At 40.5% G+C, this 18,148-nt stretch carries 19 protein-coding genes; 11 read left to right on the top strand and 8 right to left on the bottom strand.

The window, feature by feature from the left end; genetic code table 11:
* Positions 1-228: 228 nt before the first annotated feature.
* Entirely contained in the window at positions 229-1,365 is a 1,137-nt protein-coding gene (locus B7E06_RS12830; protein ID WP_082234371.1) for a zinc-dependent alcohol dehydrogenase, read from the bottom strand.
* Between the two features lie 143 nt (positions 1,366-1,508).
* On the opposite strand from B7E06_RS12830, the gene B7E06_RS12825 reads away from it, so the two are divergent.
* Entirely contained in the window at positions 1,509-2,435 is a 927-nt protein-coding gene (locus tag B7E06_RS12825; RefSeq protein WP_082234370.1) for a manganese-dependent inorganic pyrophosphatase, read from the top strand.
* Positions 2,436-2,463: 28 nt separating this feature from the next.
* On the opposite strand, the gene B7E06_RS12820 is transcribed toward B7E06_RS12825, so the two are convergent.
* The gene (locus tag B7E06_RS12820) at positions 2,464-3,069 is read right to left on the bottom strand and encodes a GNAT family N-acetyltransferase (RefSeq protein ID WP_082234369.1); all 606 of its coding nucleotides are present in this window, start codon (positions 3,067-3,069) and stop codon (positions 2,464-2,466) included.
* 117 nt (positions 3,070-3,186) lie between these two features.
* Here B7E06_RS12820 and corA point away from each other — a divergent pair, with 117 nt between their 5' ends.
* A complete protein-coding gene (gene corA / locus B7E06_RS12815) occupies positions 3,187-4,134 on the top strand; it encodes a magnesium/cobalt transporter CorA (RefSeq protein ID WP_082234368.1) in 948 nt (315 codons plus the stop codon).
* Positions 4,135-4,177: 43 nt separating this feature from the next.
* On the opposite strand, the gene B7E06_RS12810 is transcribed toward corA, so the two are convergent.
* The 3 genes from B7E06_RS12810 to B7E06_RS12800 form a co-directional block, all read right to left on the bottom strand.
* Positions 4,178-4,738, bottom strand: a complete 561-nt coding sequence (locus B7E06_RS12810; protein ID WP_082234367.1) for an FAD-dependent oxidoreductase — start codon at positions 4,736-4,738, stop codon at positions 4,178-4,180.
* Between the two features lie 103 nt (positions 4,739-4,841).
* The gene (locus B7E06_RS12805) at positions 4,842-5,174 is read right to left on the bottom strand and encodes a hypothetical protein (protein ID WP_082234366.1); all 333 of its coding nucleotides are present in this window, start codon (positions 5,172-5,174) and stop codon (positions 4,842-4,844) included.
* A 73-nt stretch (positions 5,175-5,247) separates the two neighbouring features.
* Entirely contained in the window at positions 5,248-5,994 is a 747-nt protein-coding gene (locus tag B7E06_RS12800) for an SDR family NAD(P)-dependent oxidoreductase (protein WP_082234365.1), read from the bottom strand.
* Between the two features lie 129 nt (positions 5,995-6,123).
* On the opposite strand from B7E06_RS12800, the gene B7E06_RS12795 reads away from it, so the two are divergent.
* The 6 genes from B7E06_RS12795 (at position 6,124) to B7E06_RS12775 (ending at position 11,290) form a co-directional block, all read left to right on the top strand.
* On the top strand, positions 6,124-6,642 hold the full coding sequence (locus B7E06_RS12795; protein ID WP_082234364.1) for an HD domain-containing protein: 519 nt from the start codon (positions 6,124-6,126) through the stop codon (positions 6,640-6,642).
* Between the two features lie 85 nt (positions 6,643-6,727).
* Entirely contained in the window at positions 6,728-6,865 is a 138-nt protein-coding gene (locus B7E06_RS21880; protein ID WP_179134047.1) for a hypothetical protein, read from the top strand.
* Positions 6,866-6,984: 119 nt separating this feature from the next.
* Positions 6,985-8,262: a molybdopterin molybdotransferase MoeA gene (locus tag B7E06_RS12790; protein WP_143414493.1), complete on the top strand. Its 1,278-nt coding sequence runs from the start codon at positions 6,985-6,987 to the stop codon at positions 8,260-8,262.
* An 18-nt stretch (positions 8,263-8,280) separates the two neighbouring features.
* On the top strand, positions 8,281-9,291 hold the full coding sequence (gene moaA / locus B7E06_RS12785) for a GTP 3',8-cyclase MoaA (protein ID WP_082234363.1): 1,011 nt from the start codon (positions 8,281-8,283) through the stop codon (positions 9,289-9,291).
* 161 nt (positions 9,292-9,452) lie between these two features.
* Complete coding sequence (locus tag B7E06_RS12780) at positions 9,453-9,878, top strand: YwpF-like family protein (RefSeq protein ID WP_082234362.1); 426 nt, start codon at positions 9,453-9,455, stop codon at positions 9,876-9,878.
* Between the two features lie 53 nt (positions 9,879-9,931).
* Positions 9,932-11,290 carry a TrkH family potassium uptake protein gene (locus B7E06_RS12775; RefSeq protein ID WP_082234361.1) on the top strand — a complete coding sequence of 453 codons (1,359 nt, stop codon included), beginning with the start codon at positions 9,932-9,934 and terminating at the stop codon, positions 11,288-11,290.
* 61 nt (positions 11,291-11,351) lie between these two features.
* On the opposite strand, the gene B7E06_RS12770 is transcribed toward B7E06_RS12775, so the two are convergent.
* Positions 11,352-11,510 carry a YjcZ family sporulation protein gene (locus B7E06_RS12770; protein ID WP_082234360.1) on the bottom strand — a complete coding sequence of 53 codons (159 nt, stop codon included), beginning with the start codon at positions 11,508-11,510 and terminating at the stop codon, positions 11,352-11,354.
* Positions 11,511-11,772: 262 nt separating this feature from the next.
* Here B7E06_RS12770 and B7E06_RS12765 point away from each other — a divergent pair, with 262 nt between their 5' ends.
* The 3 genes from B7E06_RS12765 to B7E06_RS12755 are packed head-to-tail and all read left to right on the top strand — an operon-like array spanning position 11,773 to position 15,561.
* Positions 11,773-13,257: a phytoene desaturase family protein gene (locus B7E06_RS12765; RefSeq protein ID WP_082234359.1), complete on the top strand. Its 1,485-nt coding sequence runs from the start codon at positions 11,773-11,775 to the stop codon at positions 13,255-13,257.
* Positions 13,257-14,723: a phytoene desaturase family protein gene (locus tag B7E06_RS12760; RefSeq protein ID WP_082234358.1), complete on the top strand. Its 1,467-nt coding sequence runs from the start codon at positions 13,257-13,259 to the stop codon at positions 14,721-14,723. The genes B7E06_RS12765 and B7E06_RS12760 overlap by 1 nt, the downstream gene beginning before the upstream one ends.
* A gap of 1 nt (position 14,724) precedes the next feature.
* On the top strand, positions 14,725-15,561 hold the full coding sequence (locus B7E06_RS12755; RefSeq protein WP_082234357.1) for a phytoene/squalene synthase family protein: 837 nt from the start codon (positions 14,725-14,727) through the stop codon (positions 15,559-15,561).
* A 12-nt stretch (positions 15,562-15,573) separates the two neighbouring features.
* Here B7E06_RS12755 and B7E06_RS12750 read toward each other — a convergent pair whose 3' ends face one another.
* Positions 15,574-17,043, bottom strand: coding sequence for a phytoene desaturase family protein (locus tag B7E06_RS12750; RefSeq protein ID WP_245807729.1), 1,470 nt, complete (start codon positions 17,041-17,043; stop codon positions 15,574-15,576).
* Positions 17,040-18,146: a glycosyltransferase family 2 protein gene (locus B7E06_RS12745; RefSeq protein ID WP_082234355.1), complete on the bottom strand. Its 1,107-nt coding sequence runs from the start codon at positions 18,144-18,146 to the stop codon at positions 17,040-17,042. Before B7E06_RS12745 ends, B7E06_RS12750 begins: the two co-directional genes overlap by 4 nt.
* Positions 18,147-18,148: the final 2 nt, after the last annotated feature.

Below are 18,148 nucleotides of genomic sequence, written 5' to 3'. Positions count from 1 at the left end.
GACACGGAAATGGTGAGCCTCTTGCAGGAAGATAGAACTCAGGTGAGATCCGCTAGTGCAACGAGCTAGCTCACCGGCTACCTGCTTAAAAGCGAGTAATTTTCATGATTTCTTTTTGTCCGTAAAGAGACCAGTCCTTACTCTTCAAAAATGAAATAAGCTACGGGAGATGATCAATACAAAAAAAAACCGGAGCAAATTCCTCCGATGTTTTTAGGGTTCATATCATTATGGTTTCAAAATCACTTTAATATTACCATCTTCTTTCTTATCAAAAATATCATAACCTCGTGCAGCATCTTCCAAAGAAAGTGGATGTGTAATAATGTCGGTTGGATCAAATTCCTGATTTTCAATCATATCGTAAAGCTTCGGCATTAAATGAATAACCGGAGCTTGTCCCATTTTTAGCGAAACATTTCGACTGAAGAAATCACCGATTGGAAAACCGTTGGCTTCTGTACCATACACTCCTGTCAGCTGGACAATTCCAAACTTACGAACAGACTGTGAAGCAGTAATAATCGGACTGATTGTTCCAAACTGATTATCATGTTCAGAGCCGAATTTTTCACCGGGAGAAACTGTACCGTCCATACCTACACAGTCTATAACGACATCAGCTCCACCGTTGGTTTCTTCATGAAGAACAGAACCGATTTCTTGTGTATTTTTAAAGTTGTATGTCTCCACATTGTTTGTTTTCTTCCCATGTTCTAGACGGTGTTCTACCTGGTCAACAGCGATTACCCGTTTAGCACCTTTCTTCCATGCGAATTTCTGAGCCATCAGACCGATTGGGCCGCTGCCTAAGATGATTACCGTATCTCCTTCTTTTACTCCGCTGTGTTCTACACTCCAGTAAGCGGTAGGAATTACATCAGATAGAAAGAGAACACTTTCATCTTCAAGCTCACTGGATTCCGGAACTTTAAATGAAGTGAAATCAGCGTATGGAACTCTCAAATATTCTGCCTGGCCACCTGGATATCCACCAAATGGTTCTGTGAAACCGAATAAACCGCCTGCGTCACTATGTGGGTTTGAGTTATCACACTGGCTTTCCATTTGATTGCTGCAGAAAAAGCATTCTCCACAACCGATATTAAAAGGAATAACAACACGGTCTCCTTTTTTTAAGTTTTTCACGTCAGGACCAGTCTCTTCAACAATTCCCATCGGTTCGTGTCCGATAATGTAATCTTCCTGCTCAGGTTCTAGTCCCCCTTTGTACAAATGCAGGTCAGAACCGCAGACACCGCTGGCCGTAATACGGACAATCATATCGTCATTCATTTGTATGGAAGGTGCTTCTACGTCTTTCACGACTATATTTTCTTTTCCCTGGTATGTTACAGCTTTCATTTTATCCCATCCTTTTATTTCGAATACAAGACTATTTCCAAAAATAGTCTATATTAAACTAGGACTTCATAGACGTACTGGCGGTTATCCCTTATAATCGGTACTGAAGTCCAATACATATCAGTAAAAAGGAGAGAATATCTATGGCTAAAAAGTTAGTATTCGGGCATAAGAATCCTGATACAGACACTATTTGTTCAGCGGTTGTATATGCTGATCTCAAAAATAAGCTTGGCGAAGAGGCTGAGGCAGTCCGCCTCGGTGAAGTCAGCAGCGAAACACAATATGCGCTGGATTATTTTAATGTGGAAGCCCCTAGATTTGTAGAAAAGGTAGCAACAGAAGTTGACCAAGTCATTCTTGTGGACCATAATGAACGCCAGCAGAGTGCTGACGATATTGAAGATGTACAGGTAACAGAGGTTATTGACCATCACCGTATTGCCAACTTTGAAACGAGCGGACCGCTTTATTACCGTGCAGAGCCTGTTGGCTGCACAGCAACAATTCTTAAGAAAATGTATAAAGAAAATAATCAGGAGATTTCAAAGCCTTTAGCTGGCCTGATGTTATCATCTATCATTTCCGATTCTTTATTATTTAAGTCACCGACTTGCACGGACGAAGATACTCAGGCAGCCGAAGAGTTAGCTAAGATTGCCGAGGTAGATGCTGAAGCTTACGGCTTGGAAATGCTGAAAGCAGGAGCAGATATCAGCGGGAAATCTGCGGAAGAACTTCTAACCCTTGATGCTAAAGAGTTCAGTATGGGTGATTCAAAAGTAGTTATAGCGCAGGTGAATACAGTAGATACTGATGAAGTGCTTGAACGTAAATCAGAGATTTTAAACGCTATCGAAAATACAGTATCGAACCGCGGACTAGACCTATTTGTTTTTGTAATCACTGATATTCTGACGAATGACTCTACGGCGCTTACAGCCGGCAAAAAAGAAAATGCTGTATCTGAAGCGTTCAGTGTAAAAGTGGAGGACAGCCAGGCTGTGCTTAAAGGAGTCGTTTCCCGTAAAAAGCAAATTGTTCCACCGCTCACAGACCAGTTATCTTAACTTTATTAAATAAAAAAGGGATTCTGCCTTATTGGTAGGATCCCTTTTTAAGTAGCGTTTCTTTATTTTTTATCTGCCATTCTTCTCTTAAAATTCCCATTCGTATGGAATCATAATATTTACCTTCATAAATTCTGCATTTTCTCATGCGGCCCTCCAGCTTCATGCCGAGCTTTTCGCCAACTCTCATCATACGTTTATTTTTAGACCAGGTAGTTAATCCTACTCTTACTAATGGGAGAACGTGAAACAAATGATCAATCCACAATGTAAGTGCTTCAAAGCCATAGCCGTCTCCCCAGTGATCTTCTGAATAAATGCTGATACCGACTTCGAGCCAGAGGGAAGCCTTGTGTTCCCAGTAGTAGGAGACCGTACCAACAATTTTGCCGTCCGCTTCAATGATTAATCGGGAATCGGGATCCGTCTCTTTTAGCCGTTCTTTTCTCGCGTTTTCATGACTTCGGTAAGTATCTAAGGTATGAGGCTCTAATGGATAATAAGGGGCATCCCACTTTTTCCATTCGGGATTTTTAGGTTTATATATCATTTCCCAAAGCTTAGGGATATCTTCTTCCTGAATACTTCTTAGTGTTACACGATTTCCCGTCAGCCATATATCGTTTGCGGTCATTCACACCCACCTCCAGTGTTTGTTAATTTTTATACTATCACAGCTTTCTATCTTTCGAACGTTTTAGAAGAATTTTGCAGGGTAATTATATGAAAGAAGTAGAGAGGTGATAAAGAATTGCTTAGAATCTATGGTGCTACAGAGCAAAACGGTATAGAGAAGGTAGAGAGCATAGAAGAATTAGCCGGAAAGTCCTTCGACTGGTACTGGGTGGATTTTGGAAGTCCGTCAGGCGAAGAAGTCAAATACTTAGAAACTTTTTTTAACTTTCACCCCCTGGCAATCGAAGACTGCCTGCATGAGCTTCAGCGGCCAAAGCTGGATTACTATGAGGATCATACGTTTTTCGTCTTTCATGCAATAGACCCTAAAACCTTGAAAAAAAAGGAACAAAACCTTTTTCTAGGTGACGGGTATGTAGTGACTTATCATAAAGAACCGTCTGAAGTAATTGATCATGTGGAATCAGCAATAGTGCGGACAAAATCGCCTGATTTGGATGAGTATTATATTTTTTATGAACTGCTCGATAAGGTAGTGGATGGTTACTTTCCCATTGTTTATGAAATCGAAGACCATATTAATCAAATTGAAGAAAACACGCAAGACTTGTCGATGGAACAGCTTCTCGATGAGTTGTTTGACAGGCGTGCTGAATTATTAAGAATCAGGCAGACGGTCCATCCAATGAGGGACCTTTTGTACAGGCTCTTAAACACGCATCATCTAGAGGGGGTAAAAGAGCGGAAAGAATACTTTGCCGACATTTACGATCATCTCCTGAAAGTTACTGAAATGATTGCATCAAACAGGGAAATGACCCAGGATATCAGAGACAGCTATTTATCGTTGAATTCTCACCAAACCAATCGGACAATGCAGATTCTCACGGTAATCTCTGTAATTTTTATGCCGCTGACATTTATTGCAGGGGTGTATGGGATGAACTTTATCAATATGCCTGAACTTGAAACACAGTATGGATATTTTATCGTTTGGTTTATTATGATTATCATGGCTGTCAGCATGTACGTATGGTTTAAATCAAAAGGATGGTTCGATTAAACCGGAAAAAAAGCTTGCAGGTATAGTCTGCAAGCTTTTTTATTTATTTTAAAATATCGTGATCTACATAACGCTGACCGTTCAATTCACTAATAATATTTATTGCAACTCGTGCACCATCACCTGCTGTAATGATAGTATGAACACTTGCCCCGGCTGCTGTACCTGCTGCCCATATTCCTTGTTTCTCAGTACGGCCGTCCTCTTTAATGGCAATTACTTTAGCTACACGAGGTTCTCTGCCTTCTACAATGTTCAGTCCGAAAGAGTCAGCCAGTTTAGTAGACATTCCTGTCGCAAATAAAACATGACTGGCTTCATATTTTCCTTCTTCACATTGGAGAGCATATCCGCTCTCCATTTCCTCAATGGAAGAAACTTCAGATTTTATAAGCTGCGCTCCATGATCAATCGCCTGCTTCTGTCCAGTATTTAACAAATCAGGTCCTTTCACTCCTTCAACCCCATAATGATTCTCGACCCAGGCTTTAGAGGTAATGCTTTTCCCATGATCAAAAAAGACAACATTTTTTCCAGCTTTCCCTGCGAACAATGCAGCACTTGCACCGGCAGGTCCTGCTCCTATTATAGCTAAGTCAAACAAAAGGATACCCTCCTCTATGCTAGTATCTTTTATTGCTTACATATGAATATACAGATAAAAAAGCCCGCGGTAAAACGGACTTCAAGCAATAATATATAATTGTTTATATGGAAATAGATGTATCTGGAGTGATTTGGCCTTCCTTGTAAGTTGAACGTTCACTTACTTCGTCAATACAGTCTCCGCAGGCACTTCTAACATCCTGGAGTCCACCAGGGGTATCCACACCATCAATAATTAATAGGGTTGGCTCATTTGTGCTTGAAAAAAGAAAAAAAGATAGCAGTTTTGTAAGATGGCTGGCATCGGCAATTAAATGATTTTGATGAAAATAAATGTGACGTTCAGATTTGACTGCTTGTTTATTAATTTTAAGAATCTGGTTAGCTGACAGCGGTTTTTTAAATGTAATATGAAATGAAGACAATTGCTGCAACTTTCCTCACCTCCATAATTTTTAGCTATAAACCCCTTCCCATAAATGCCGCCTGTTAAACAATAAGAAAAAGCTAATGGTGATAAATCATTTTACGTGTCATGCCGCCATCAACAGTAATGTCTTCTCCGGTTACAAAATCATTTTCTTTATCTGTTAAATAAAAACAAGCTTTCGCTACATCTTCAGGGGTGCCGACTCTATTAGAAAAATGCTGTTTATGATCTTCTGGACGCAGGTTTTCGTAATTTTCCGTTGCTATCCATCCAGGGCTGACCGAGTTAACACGAATATTATTAATAGATAGAGATGCTGCAAGGGCGTGGGTTAAACTGACAATTCCGCCTTTGCTGGCAGCATAAGCTTCAGAATCCGCTTCAGACATATAAGCCCGTGTTGAGGCAATGTTAACGATTCTCCCTGGAGTATTATTCTCTTTCCAAAGAGCAGCCAGACTTTTAGAGAATAGAAGTACACTTCTCAAATTCGTTTGGATGACATGATCAAATTCCTCCACTGTCAATTCATAAAGCGGCTTAAATTTACTGATACCAGCATTATTGATTAAAATGGTCACCTTGTGAGTATCTTTTATTTGTCTGATTAATTGGTTAATTTCTTCAGTGCTGCTGACGTCGCACTTATAAAAGAAGGCGTTAGCACCTTCCTGGCGTAGCTCGCCCAGCAATTGTCTTCCATGCTCTGCATCAATGTCAGTGAGGATAACTTCGGCTCCCCGAGCAGCATAAGATTTTGCTAATTGTCTACCGATTCCATGGCTTGCTCCTGTAATTAGTACGGTATCGTTTATAAAATTCAAGATAAACCCCTCCCGTTCTTTTTATGAACTTCCCTTAATAGACAAGTTTCCAAACCTTTTAAGCGACAATAGCAGCAAACTTGAGCCTTCTCCCTTGTAATGATATATTTTTTGAAAAGAGGTGGTAAGATGCGTGTATCATTAGTGAAAATATTTAAACATCGGATCACACAGAAATACTTGGCCCGCTCAGGCATCAATCATGCGGTTACAGTAGCTGCTAATGCTTATGAACTGGCTATTCAAAATTCCGTGTGTCCTGAACTAGCTGCAAAGTCTGCGCTTTTGCATGACATGGGCCACTATGAATGGTATCGCGACGGTAAGTGGGATTATGAGGAGTATCGTCGTCATGACATCCATGCAATAAAAGGGGCGGAACGTGCTCATAAATTGCTAATAAGACTTGGAGAAGACCGGCTGGCAGCCAAAGAAGTGGCGGTTGCTGTACTGCTGCATACGGACAGCTATCTCCCTTTTTCGTTAGAAGGGAAGCGAACACCTCTTCAGGCAGTGATTGAAGAAGCAGACCGTATGGATGAACAGCCTGGCGGGCTTCATCATTACAAAGAAATGGAACAAGATATTGCTATCAAAATTTTAAGCCGTTTAGATGAAAAAATTTCAGACTATTACGACAATGGATAAATTAATTGATTCGCACACATATGGATCTGTAGCTCTGCATATTGTAATCCTGTAGCTTTTTTAGCTGCAGAAAGGACGATATGTTATGACCATTCATTTTTTCTCATTTGCGGTCCATATTTCAATTGATAGAAACCATTTAAACGGAAATATTGAGAAGACGCAGAAAGAAATGAAGGAACAGCTTCTTAACCGAAAAGCGTTTTATCGCTATCTCTATTAGAAAACCCGCGGCAGATTAAGCCGGGGGTTTTCTAATTTTCGGCATTATTTTTGAATTTTTTCCTTTTATTCGTTATGGTCAATACAATGGGGATAAAATACAGAAAGAAGGGGAGCCCTTTGACACTACATAGAACTCCGATACCTGTAACCGAGGCAATATCTCGCGTTATGGAGATTAACGAGCATAATCAGATGACGGCCACCGTCTCTATTCCAAATAGTTTCAACCGTATATTAGCAGAGGATCTTAAGTCAACACATCCAATTCCGCCGTTTCCGAAATCTCCTTATGATGGCTTTGCCTTTAAAGCGTTAGATACAGAAGAAGCGTCACGGGAGAATCCAGTTCAATTTCGAGTGATCGAGGAAATTGGTGCCGGCCAAAGAGCCTCAAGACCAATAGAATCAGGAGAAGCGGTCCGCATTATGACAGGGGCAGAAATCCCCCAGGGGGCTACTTGTGTTGCAATGTTTGAAATCTGTCAAACTCATCAGGAGAGCGGCAGGACATATATGAGAATCAAAAGAAAGATGGATGAAGGTCAGAACATAATGGAGAAAGGATCAGAAACAAATGAAGGAGAACTGCTTGTCAGCAGGGGTTCTAAGATTAACCCGGGAATACAGGCTCTTCTCGCTACCTTTGGTTATCATGAGGTAAAAGTATACAGCCAGCCGAAAGTAGGGGTATTCGCAACAGGGACTGAGCTGCTTGAAGTCCACGAGCCTCTCGAGCCTGGAAAAATAAGAAATTCAAATGCTTATATGATTTTAGCGCAAATCGAAAAAAGTGGGGCGACTCCCGTGTACTATGGCAAGCTGGCTGACGACTTTGACACTTGTTATAAGTCAATTTCAGCTGCTCTAAAGGAAGTAGACATTCTTATTACAACAGGCGGAGTATCTGTAGGAGATTATGATTTAATGCCTGAGGTTTATGATAAACTTGGCGCAAAAGTCCTTTTCAATAAGGTCGCAATGCGTCCGGGAAGCGTGACAACTGTTGCTGATTTGGACGGACAGGCGCTCTTCGGTCTCTCAGGTAATCCATCAGCCTGCTATGTTGGATTTGAGCTGTTTGCTTATCCTTTTATTCAGAAAATTGTTGGGAACCGTACGCCTTATCATAAAGTGGTCGATGCAGTGCTCGGCCGTGATATAATGAAACCTAACCCTTTTAATAGATTTATGAGAGGGTATATAGAATACGAGGGCAGCCAGGTAACAGTATATCCTGCAGGGATGGATAAATCAGGAGTCGTTACATCACTTTCACGTACGAACTTGTTTATAATTCTACGCGGGGGTACGAGAGGTTACAAAAAGGGTGACAAAGTCCAGGCTGTTCTATTAGAAGGAGACCAGGGGGCTGATGACTTTTTTATCAGCTCATAATATATAGGAGGGTAACTAGTGGCAGATTATGTACTAGATAAGTATGACCGCCCGATGAAAGATCTGCGAATTTCCGTCATTGATCAATGCAATTTCCGCTGCACATACTGTATGCCGAAGGAAGTATTTGGAGATGATTATGCGTTCATGCCTCAAAGCGAACTTCTCAGTTTTGATGAAATCGTGAGGATGGTAGAAATATTTGCGAGATTTGGGACAGAGAAAGTTCGTTTAACTGGCGGTGAGCCGCTTATGAGAAAGAATATGGATGAGCTAGTATATCGGATTAAACAGATAGATGGTATTCACGATGTCGCCATTACAACAAATGCTGTCTTTCTCGTAAAACAGGCTGAAAAATTGAAAAAGGCTGGTCTTGACCGGGTTAACATCAGTCTTGATGCAATTGAAGATGAAGTCTTTCAGGAAACAAATGGGCGCGGCATTAAAACAAGGCCAGTATTAAGAGGGATTGAAGCTGCAAGAGATGCCGGACTATCGATAAAGATAAATATGGTCGTGAAAAAAGGAATGAATGAAAGCCAAATCCTTCCGATGGCCCGCTATTTCAAAAGAACTGGGGATACCCTCCGTTTTATTGAGTTTATGGATGTCGGTAACCATAACGGTTGGAATATGGATGCCGTAGTTTCAAAGAAAGATATCGTGGATCAGATTCAAAATGAAATGCCAATTGAACCGGTTGATCCGGATTATTTCGGAGAGGTAGCAGATCGTTACCGATATCAAGACGGATCAGGAGAAATAGGAATCATTTCTTCTGTAACCGAGGCGTTTTGCAGTTCTTGTACAAGAGTAAGACTTTCTGCGGACGGAAAATTATTTACGTGTTTGTTTGCATCAACAGGATATGATATCCGTAAGATGCTTAGATCCAATTCCAGTGATGAAGAGATTATATCCTATCTAATAAAAATATGGACAAAACGTGATGATCAATACTCTATCGACAGAGCAAATGGAAAGCCGGTGGATAAAAAGATCGAAATGTCTTATATTGGAGGATAGGTTAAAAACGAGCTCTGCAGAGGAGCTCGTTTTTTTATATTTGTAAAAAGTTGATTAGAAAATCTAAAAGAATAAAATAAAATTGAATTGAATTTTGCTCATTTTCAAATCGTCCTCTATAATAAGACTCATAATTAATCACTCAGGAGGGAGCCCGATCAGTGAAAACATTTAAGCTTGTTTCCTTAGATATTGTAGAAGAGAAGAATGACGATATTACTCAAAGACGTATTAAATTGAACGACGGGCTGATTATAAATAGAGAAGATGAAAAGAGCCGCTGGGTAGTAGAAGCTTATGTCGACAGCAGTTACAGAGAATATTTTGAACCGATCATGACAAATTCAGATGAACTTTTAATTCAGGTCAAAATAACGAAAAGTTCGAACCAGCCCGCAACTTTTTTAGCCAGAATTATTGATCTTAATATCATTGGTGATGAAATGAATGTTATATTTATGGGTACTATGGTAGATCGCCGCCGGGAACAGATCGAAAAGATTCTTAAAGCATTGCTTGATGAAGGTTATCAAGGGGAAGATCTACTTGAAGAATTTAAGCGCAGAGGCAAAGAGGCTGGTGCTTAGATAATACATAGCAACTAGAGGATTCTTTTGCAGGTTAAAGGAGCAGATTAAACATGTGGGCGAGAAGGAGAAGTCTAAGGTGGCTGAACCAGCTGTCACCATTTCAGCTTATCGCATTATATTATTTTATTGCAGTTACTATATCTTCTATTTTAGTCGCCCTTCCAGTCGCACATCGTCCTGGAGTGGAATTAGGTTTTACAGATATTTTATTCACAGCGGTGAGTGCAGTAAGCGTAACGGGGCTTACCACGGTTTCAATTACAGAAACTTTTAGTACGACTGGATATTTTATTATCGCTTTTGTCCTTCAATTCGGAGGAATTGGGGTCATGACCGTTGGAACGATGATTTGGCTGGTAATAGGAAAAAAGATTGGTCTAAAGGAACGTCGTTTAATTATGGCCGACCAAAACCGAACATCCAATGAGGGTATAGTAAGATTGGTAAAAGAGATCGTTCTTGTGGTTCTTCTCATTGAATTTATCGGTTTTTTGACTTTAGGTACTTATTTTCTTCAATATTATGAGCCAGGCGAAGCGTACCTCCAAGGCTTTTTTGGGGCCGTCAGCGCAATGACAAATGGAGGATTCGATATAACGGGGGCCTCTCTCATCCCGTTTAGCAATGACTACTTTGTCCAATTTGTAAACATGATTCTGATCATTTCTGGCGCGATTGGTTTTCCGGTTCTCATAGAAGTAAAACAGTATTTATACAACAGGAATGACTTGCGTACCGTCCAATTTTCTTTATTTACCAAGTTAACTTCCTTTACGTTTTTTGCTCTTGTTATTTTTGGGGCCGTCATGATTTACATATTGGAGTTTAATCAGTTTTTTGCGGGGAAAACGTGGCATGAATCTCTATTTTTTTCTTTATTCCAATCCGTGACTACAAGAAGCGGCGGGTTGTCTACAATGGACATCAACCAGTTTTCAGAACACACTCAACTGTTCATGTCTTCTCTAATGTTTATCGGAGCTTCTCCCAGCAGTGTGGGAGGAGGAATTCGTACGACAACCTTTGCTCTCGTTATTATTTTTATTTTGACCTTTGCTCGCGGTGAGAATAATATTCGGATCTTTAGAAGAGAAATCCACCACGAGGATTTAAACCGTGCAGTGGTCGTGACAATGATGGCGCTTATAACTGTTTTTACCTCGGTATTAGCTTTAAGTATTTCAGAAGATGCCATGCTGCATGAAATAATATTTGAAGTATGTTCTGCTTTTGGAACAGTCGGTTTATCGCTCGGTCTAACTTCTGATTTGACTTCATTTGGCAAGTTTGTACTCATGTTTCTGATGTTTCTAGGGAGAATTGGGATACTAACTTTCCTGTTTTCTTTTCATAAGCCTCATCGAACGGCTAAATATTCTTTCCCGAAAGAACGAATTCTTATCGGCTGATCGATAGAATCTATGTAAAAAAAAAGCTGTTTCCAAAGATAAGGAAACAGCTTTTTTTTAATTAGCAGTAAAAGGCGGCTCCTACAATGATGAGCAGGATAAATAACACCACGATCAATGCAAACGTGCTGCCTGGTCTATGACACCTGCGGCCGTAATAAGGAGCAACAGAGTATGGCATGTTGGCTCCGTATACTGGATAAGGACTGTTTCCGTACATAATGTCACCTCCTGTTATCTTACATTCTCAGCCTATGATGGGTACAAGCGGAGGGTATGGGGGATTACCCAGTTTTCTTTTTTTTTCAATAAATAAAATTATGAAGGACGAATAACACAAACGCTTATTGGTTAAAAGTGAAGGGTATGGTAAAAGATAGAAATTTAAAGGAACACATTGGAAGAGAAGGATTAATTGCAACTTTTATATAACCTTTGTATAATTTTTGTATAACATTTGTATATGATTTGGGGGTAGGTTAATGAAGGAAATTATCATTATCGGAGCAGGACCTGGAGGCTTAGCTTCTGCTATGCTACTTGCTGCAGAAGGTTATAACGTTCATGTGTATGAAAAGAAAAGCTATCCAGGTGGAAGGAACGGTCATTTCCAGCTTGGCCCATATACTTTTGATATAGGACCTACCTTTTTGAGTATGGTGCATATTGCTGAAGAAATTTTTCAACAGGCAGGAAAAAATCTGCATGATTATATAGATTTAGTTGAGCTGTCCCCTATGTACGAGCTTCAGTTTGAGGATCGGAGAGTCCCGATGTATCGAGACAGGGATAAGATGCTTGAAGTAATTGAAAGACATTTCCCGGGCAATGAAGAAGGATATTTGCGGTTTATGAAAGATACTCGTAAAAAAATGAATGCACTTCTACCTCTGCTTCAGACGAGGCATCATCGGCTCGTCGATTATCTCAGTCCGCGAGCGTTAAAGGCATTGCCACAGCTATCAATTGGGAAATCAGTATATGACGTTTTATCGGAATATTTTAATGATGAACAATTGAAAATAGCTTTTACATTTCAGGCAAAATATCTAGGTATGTCTCCGTGGGAGTGTCCCGGCGCCTTTTCTATCCTTTCTTATATGGAGCATGAGTATGGAGTTTTTCATCCTGTAGGTGGCGTTAATCAATTATCAAAGGCAATGGCAAAAGCCTTTGAAGAACTTGGCGGAACGCTTCATTTAAATCAGGGTGTAAAGGAATTTGTGCTAGAAGGAAAAAAAGTAAGGGGGGTCAGGCTTGAAAACGGCCGAACAGAACCGGCCGATGAAGTAATCGTAAATGCTGATTTCGCCCATTCGATGAGCCGCTTTGTGGAAGATGGCGTATTAAAGAAATTCACTAAAGAGAAATTGGATAAGCGGAAGTATTCCTGCTCGACATTTATGATTTATCTCGGAGTCGATCGTAAGTATGACATGCCCCACCATACGATTTTATTTGCTAAGGATTATAAAAAAAACGTAGAAGAAATGACAAAAGATATGGTGCTGTCAAAAGAGCCGTCCATTTATATCCATAACGCAAGTGTAACAGATTCTACACTGGCGCCTGAGGGACATTCAGCTCTATACATTTTAGCACCGGTTCCCAATAACTATGCAGAAATAGACTGGGATGAAAAAGAAGCAGCATTTCGGGAATTGGTTCTTAACGAAGTAGAGGAGAAAACAGGCTTTAAAGATATTAGAAATCATATTAAAGAAGAAAAAGTGTTAACTCCTCTGCAGTGGGAAACCGATCATTATGTCCACAAGGGAGCAACTTTCAGTATGGCGCATCAGCTCTCACAAATGATGTATTTCCGCCCTCATAATCGATTCCAAGAACTGGACCACTGCTGGCTTGTTGGGGGAGGAACACATCCGGGAAGCGGACTGCCGACGATACTCGAATCAGCACGAATCACGGCGAATTGGATCAAAGAAAGAAAAGAGGTGGCATTATAATGTCAGAAGTGACGATTGTAGGAGGAGGTATTGGAGGTCTTATAACAGCATTGCTGCTTTCTAATAGGAATGAAAACGTCAAAATCTTAGAAAAGAATGACCACCTGGGCGGCAGGCTGACATATGAAAGATTTGGTGAATATAAAATTGACCAGGGTCCTACAATTGTACTTCTGCCTGAAATGCTGCTTTCAATTCTTGAAGAGGGAGGAATCAGCCGCGACAGAATCCCAATTGTTCCCTGTGAACCTTTATATCATATCCGTTTTAAAGATGGAAAAAGCTATACGAAATATGCTGATCTGGAAAAACAGCTGGAAGAAATTAAGCGTAAATTTCCCGGTAATGAAGCAGGCTATCTTCGATTTTTAGAGGATATGAAGTACCGTTTTCTTCAAGGGAAAGAACATTTTTTAGAAAAATCATTTGTTAATAAAAAAACCTTCTTTACTAAGAAAAATTTGCAAACATTAATGAGACTGAAGGCTTATCAAAATGTGAAAAAGATGATGAGAAATTATTTTAAGGATGAAAGGCTAGTAGAAGCATATACACTCCAAACTCTCTATATTGGCGGACATCCTGAACAGTCTCCCGCTATGTACTCTCTCGTATCTTACAGTGAGCATAAGCACGGCGTTTGGTACATGAAAGGAGGCTATGCCCGGCTTGTTGAAATTATTGCAGAGGAGTTAGAGAAACGGGGCGTTCAGATTGAAACAAACTGTGAAGTCCAAAGCATCCAAATTAACAAACGGAAAATCACGGGTCTTCAAGCAAATGGACAAGACTATTCAGTAGATCGAGTAGTGCTTAACGGAGATTTTCCTCTGATGGACCGTTTATTTCCTGCTCATAAACAGCTGCGCCGCAGGTATACTTCCTCATCAGGGTGTATTTTGATTTATATGGGGCTAAATAAAGTGTACTATGAAAATACCATTCATCAATTCTTTATGTCTGATGATTTTGATCGTCATATGAAGCAGGTTTTCCAAGAAAAAGTTCTTCCCGATGATCCCTCATTCTACACGTTTCATCCGTCTGTTATTGATTCCTCTTTAGCTCCGGAGGGCAAAGGGGTATTATACACATTAATCCCTGTACCGTCTCAGGCAGATTGGACAAAAAAAGATGCTCTCGTGGAAAAGGTAATTGAGCAAATGGAAAAACGCGGGTTTACGGATCTGAGGAATCATGTGGAATGGATGAAGGTTCGCACACCGGTAGAAGCAGAAAGGGATGGGTTGTTTCAGGGAGGGAGCTTTGGAATAGCTCCTACACTGTTTCAGTCAGGTGTTTTTCGCCCTCAGCTACAGCCATATCCTTTAGATAATGTTTTTGCTGTAGGGGCATCCATTCATCCAGGCGGTGGTATACCTATTGTAATGCAAGGGGCAAAGCTGCTGACAGACCACTTAAAGCCCTCAGTTAATAATAGTCGTTATTATAAGCGAGGTGGATAAGATGACGGAATTAAACGAAGCCTACCAATATTGCAAAAGTATTATTTATAAACACTCCAAAACATTTTCCAAAGCTTTTTCCCTGCTCCCAAAAGACCAGAAGCAAGCAGTATGGGCTATCTATACATTTTGCCGGCAAGTTGATGATATCGTTGATGAAGGGGCACATCCTAAAAAAGAGTTAACGAAGTTTACCCAGGAATTTGATCAGTTTATTCAAGGCAGGCTCCAGAGCCGACATCCTTCATGGGTAGCATTGGCCGATGTATTTAAGAAGTTTCCTATGGACCCCGCCCCTTTTTATGAACAGATTGAGGGGCAGTGGATGGATCTTGAACCACGAATTATTCAAACTAAAGAAGATCTTCTGGACTACTGTTATCATGTGGCAAGTACTGTTGGTTTAATGCTTCTCCCTGCGATTGCCCCCGGACGTGAGAAAGAACTTCGCCAAGGAGCCATCCACCTTGGCTATGCGATGCAAATAACAAACATTCTCAGAGACGTGGGTGAGGATTTAGAGAGAGACCGAGTTTATATTCCCGCAGAACTGTTTGAACGACACCATTATTCCTATGAAAATTTACAAAATAAAATGGTTAATGCTTCTTTTATTAACTTATGGGAAGAGCTTGCTGCAGATGCTGAGTACTATTACACAAGCGGGATTGCTTCCCTTCCCGGATACCCGGTATATTCCCGGACCCCTGTAAAAGGAGCAGCTTATCTTTATAGGGCTATTCTTCCTTCCGTACGGGATAACCACTATGACGTTTTTCGCCAGAAAAACTATGTGACGGACAAGCAAAAAAAGCAAATTATTGCTGATATGCAATAATTTGCTTTTTTATTATTCATAAGAAGTTTTTTTCCCTACAAGATAGTTGGCAATGTTCTGTCCACTTAAAACGACCATGGGAGAACCGCCGCCAGGATGTGTACTTCCTCCGCAGAAATAGAGGTTTGAAAAGTCCTGTGATCGATTGTAAGGCCTTCTGAATGCCTGGAGCTTAGTATTGGAACTGGGCCCATACAAAGCCCCTTTAAACGAATAAAACTTTGATTCTATATCCTGGGGGGCCACTACTTTTTCATAGGATAGGTATTTTTCTATGTTGATTTGGTTTCTCTGTAATTTCTCATAGATCAATTTTTTGTAAGACTCCTTGTTTATGCCTCCGCCTCCCACTGCTGGTGCATTCACGAGGATAAAGCAATTATCTCCATGTGGAGAAACCTCCCGGTCAGTTTTAGAAGATGTCGAGATATAAATTGTAGGGTCACTGCTGTACTTCCCTTGAGTAAGTTCATTAAATTCTTTCCTGTAATCGGATGAAAAAAGCACATGGTGGTGGTGAAGATTTTCCATCCGGGTGTTTAAGCCTGCCATAATAACAAAAGCGGAAACAGAAGGATCGTAATTTTCGATAATATCATCATTAAGAGATCTTCTTTGCTCTTTTTCAAGCAGCCGGGGAATTGTATGTAACAGATCGCCATTTATTATTACCTGATCAGCTGATATTTTTTCATCGTTTTTAAGCTGCACACCGGTTATCTTGTCGTCCGTTGTTAGTAGTCTTGTAACTTCATGACCTGAATGAAGCTGTGCACCCTGGTTTCTGGCAGCTTTGACGAAAGCTTCAGCAATCTTCGTATTACCGCCTCTTACATAGTAAACTCCGTCATTTAATTCAAGGTGGGCAATCATCGCAAACGTGGCTGGACAGCGATAAGGATTTGAACCAATATACGTCGCATATCTGTTGAGAGCCTGAATAATACCCGGGTGGGTGAAATATTTAGAAAAAAAAGCGTTCATGGATTGAAAGGGCCGGACTTTCATCGTATTAAGAGCTAATTCTCCTGATAAATAGTCTTTAAAATTAAGAAACGTACGGTTAATAAAATAGCGGTTTGATAATTGATAAAGACGCTCTACTTCCTGTAAGAAATCACCATAGAGATCCTCGGCTTTAGGATCTAATTTATAAAGCTGCTGCTTCATGTAAGAAGGATCTGTAGAAAGGTCAAATACTTCACCATTCTCCCACTGATTTCTTGTATGTGTCTTAATCTTATGAAAATCAGGCTGGGCAGAACGTGGAATTCCTCCTTGATCCATTACATTTTGAAAGACATGGGGCATTGTAATTGTATTTGGTCCAAAGTCAAAATGATAGCCGTCTTCATCAACTGGCATCATTTTACCGCCAAAGTGCTGATTTTTTTCAAAGAGTTGAACTTCTCCACCCTCTTTGGCAAGGGTGACAGCGGCCGATAACCCGCCTAGTCCTCCACCTACAATAATTGTTTTCAATCGTATGACCTGCCTTTCCATTGATAGGATTTCCCTTTCAAGCTGACCATCATGGATGCCGCAATTATCGAAATTAAACAGATAATAGACACGGGCAGCAGCCAGGAAAGCCATAAAGGGTGTTTTGTTCTAACGTCTATATACATCTTAAAAGATACGTTTAATAAAAAAGGAAGTAGAAACAGCCACTGTCCGGCAACTGCCCCGTACGCTGCAAGAATGACAGGGAAGAGGAACAGGAAAAAGTAAAAAATCATTAAACTAAATGCTAGAAAGCTGGAGCGCCCCAGCCCTGTGAAGATGTTCTTTTTAAAACCTTCCCACGTTTCTTTGGAGGAGTCATACATATAAGAGATAACCGAATCCGTAATGTTACACAACACCATTTTATAACCGTGTTTTTTTACCTCCCGCGCAATATGGACATCCTCGACTAAGGAGGAGCGGACAGACTCGTGGCCGCCTATAGCTTCATAAGCCTCTTTCTTTATAAAGATAAAAATTCCGCATGCCGCTGTAAACGCAGGTTTTGTAGTGTAATTAGCCATCATTAACGGAAGATGCAGCCAGACGACCATATGCTGCAAAGGAACGAGCATGTGAGATAAAAAACTGCTGCTCGGATAGTTCGGAAATCCGCTCAGCATAGAAGCATCATATTTCCACAGCGTCAACAGGCTGCGCTCTATGATAGCAGGAGCTACCCGTGCATCTGCATCTAGAAATAAAAAGTATTCTCCTTCAGCCTTCAGGGAAAGCTGGTGACAGGCATGTACCTTTCCATTCCAGTCAGATGGCAGTGGCTTTCCCTTCAGGATGGAAAACCTGCTGTCTGAGTTTATGTATTTTTTTAGTAGCTCAGCTGTACGATCATCTGAATGATCATCCAATAATAAAAATTCTACCTCTTCATATGTGACTTTTTTTAAAGATTCAATCAGGCCCTCGATTTGAGCTTCTTCGTTACGCAGCGGAATTAAAAAAGAGACGAGCGGCTTATGAATAATCGGTTTAGAACGTTCAAGGGAAGGCAGAAAGAAGCTGTTAATGACTGTCCAGACATTAAGCAGTATAGTAACAATTAAAGCTAGAGTTAAGACCATAA

The organism is Halobacillus massiliensis, assembly GCF_900166625.1.
Classification (GTDB): domain Bacteria; phylum Bacillota; class Bacilli; order Bacillales; family Halobacillaceae; genus Halobacillus_A; species Halobacillus_A massiliensis.
Note: the sequence above shows the minus strand (reverse complement) of the source record. Positions and strands in the feature narration are given on the sequence as shown.

What these genes read in the sequence shown, in the direction of transcription:
- B7E06_RS12830 (WP_082234371.1), bottom strand. Translation starts at nt 1,365, where the DNA reads ATGAAAGCTGTAACATACCAGGGAAAAGAAAATATAGTCGTGAAAGAC.
- B7E06_RS12825 (WP_082234370.1), top strand. Translation starts at nt 1,509, where the DNA reads ATGGCTAAAAAGTTAGTATTCGGGCATAAGAATCCTGATACAGACACT.
- B7E06_RS12820 (WP_082234369.1), bottom strand. Translation starts at nt 3,069, where the DNA reads ATGACCGCAAACGATATATGGCTGACGGGAAATCGTGTAACACTAAGA.
- B7E06_RS12795 (WP_082234364.1), top strand. Translation starts at nt 6,124, where the DNA reads ATGCGTGTATCATTAGTGAAAATATTTAAACATCGGATCACACAGAAA.
- B7E06_RS21880 (WP_179134047.1), top strand. Translation starts at nt 6,728, where the DNA reads ATGACCATTCATTTTTTCTCATTTGCGGTCCATATTTCAATTGATAGA.
- B7E06_RS12775 (WP_082234361.1), top strand. Translation starts at nt 9,932, where the DNA reads ATGTGGGCGAGAAGGAGAAGTCTAAGGTGGCTGAACCAGCTGTCACCA.
- B7E06_RS12770 (WP_082234360.1), bottom strand. Translation starts at nt 11,510, where the DNA reads ATGTACGGAAACAGTCCTTATCCAGTATACGGAGCCAACATGCCATAC.
- B7E06_RS12765 (WP_082234359.1), top strand. Translation starts at nt 11,773, where the DNA reads ATGAAGGAAATTATCATTATCGGAGCAGGACCTGGAGGCTTAGCTTCT.
- B7E06_RS12760 (WP_082234358.1), top strand. Translation starts at nt 13,257, where the DNA reads ATGTCAGAAGTGACGATTGTAGGAGGAGGTATTGGAGGTCTTATAACA.
- B7E06_RS12755 (WP_082234357.1), top strand. Translation starts at nt 14,725, where the DNA reads ATGACGGAATTAAACGAAGCCTACCAATATTGCAAAAGTATTATTTAT.
- B7E06_RS12745 (WP_082234355.1), bottom strand. Translation starts at nt 18,146, where the DNA reads ATGGTCTTAACTCTAGCTTTAATTGTTACTATACTGCTTAATGTCTGG.